Annotated in this window: 9 tRNA genes and 1 rRNA gene; all 10 read left to right on the top strand. The window is 48.8% G+C overall.

Annotated features, from left to right (window positions below):
• The first annotated feature begins 23 nt into the window (after positions 1–23).
• The 10 genes from rrf (at position 24) to CGZ90_RS19865 (ending at position 977) form a co-directional block, all read left to right on the top strand.
• Positions 24–139 (top strand): 5S ribosomal RNA (rrf, locus tag CGZ90_RS19910).
• An 8-nt stretch (positions 140–147) separates the two neighbouring features.
• A tRNA-Val gene (locus CGZ90_RS19905) sits at positions 148–223 on the top strand.
• A gap of 5 nt (positions 224–228) precedes the next feature.
• Positions 229–304: transfer RNA gene (locus CGZ90_RS19900), tRNA-Thr, on the top strand.
• Positions 305–311: 7 nt separating this feature from the next.
• Positions 312–387: transfer RNA gene (locus tag CGZ90_RS19895), tRNA-Lys, on the top strand.
• A 15-nt stretch (positions 388–402) separates the two neighbouring features.
• Positions 403–486 (top strand) — tRNA-Leu (locus CGZ90_RS19890).
• Positions 487–531: 45 nt separating this feature from the next.
• Positions 532–606 (top strand) — tRNA-Gly (locus CGZ90_RS19885).
• Positions 607–617: 11 nt separating this feature from the next.
• A tRNA-Leu gene (locus tag CGZ90_RS19880) sits at positions 618–705 on the top strand.
• Positions 706–727: 22 nt separating this feature from the next.
• Positions 728–804, top strand: a tRNA-Arg gene (locus CGZ90_RS19875).
• Between the two features lie 5 nt (positions 805–809).
• Positions 810–886: transfer RNA gene (locus CGZ90_RS19870), tRNA-Pro, on the top strand.
• Between the two features lie 15 nt (positions 887–901).
• Positions 902–977: transfer RNA gene (locus tag CGZ90_RS19865), tRNA-Ala, on the top strand.
• Positions 978–1,086 lie beyond the last annotated feature (109 nt).

Genomic DNA, 1,086 nt, shown 5'->3' with positions numbered 1-1,086 from the left:
GCAATCTTTCTAAAAGAATACAGTCTGGTCATGATGGCGAAGAGGCCACACCCGTTCCCATACCGAACACGGAAGTTAAGCTCTTCAGCGGCGATGGTAGTTGGGGGTTTCCCCCTGTAAGAGTAGGACGTGGCCAGGCATACATATGGAGGATTAGCTCAGCTGGGAGAGCACCTGCCTTACAAGCAGGGGGTCGGCGGTTCGAACCCGTCATCCTCCACCATTTACGCCGGTTTAGCTCAATTGGTAGAGCAACTGACTTGTAATCAGTAGGTTGGGGGTTCAAGTCCTCTAGCCGGCACCATTTTTGAGAGCCATTAGCTCAGTCGGTAGAGCATCTGACTTTTAATCAGAGGGTCGAAGGTTCGAGTCCTTCATGGCTCACCATTTTCAAATTAATATGCGGGTGTGGCGGAATTGGCAGACGCGCTAGACTTAGGATCTAGTGTCATTGACGTGGGGGTTCGAGTCCCTTCACCCGCACCATATTAATTTAACTTTATAATTTAATTCCACATTTTAAAAAAGCATGCGGAAGTAGTTCAGTGGTAGAATACCACCTTGCCAAGGTGGGGGTCGCGGGTTCGAATCCCGTCTTCCGCTCCATAATGCATGCTGCCGGGGTGGTGGAATGGCAGACACACAGGACTTAAAATCCTGCGGTAGGTGACTATCGTGCCGGTTCGAGTCCGGCCCTCGGTACCATTCTAGATTTTTAATTTTATATGCGCCCTTAGCTCAGCTGGATAGAGTGTTTGACTACGAATCAAAAGGTCGGGAGTTCGAATCTCTCAGGGCGCGCCATATAACGGGAAGTGGCTCAGCTTGGTAGAGCACCTGGTTTGGGACCAGGGGGTCGCAGGTTCAAATCCTGTCTTCCCGACCATTTTATCTAAAACATGGGGCTTTAGCTCAGCTGGGAGAGCGCCTGCCTTGCACGCAGGAGGTCAGCGGTTCGATCCCGCTAAGCTCCACCATTTTTAGAAAATGTGTTGACATTTTCTTTTTTAATGCGTAAAATCAATAAATGTCTCTCCGAGACAAAAAGTTCTTTGAAAACTGAACAAAAGCATAGGTAAGGAATTA

The sequence above is a fragment of the Fictibacillus aquaticus genome, from assembly GCF_002245695.1.
Taxonomy (GTDB): domain Bacteria; phylum Bacillota; class Bacilli; order Bacillales; family Fictibacillaceae; genus Fictibacillus; species Fictibacillus aquaticus.
The sequence above is the reverse complement of the archived record's forward strand: the minus strand, read 5'-3'. Positions and strand labels throughout refer to the sequence as shown.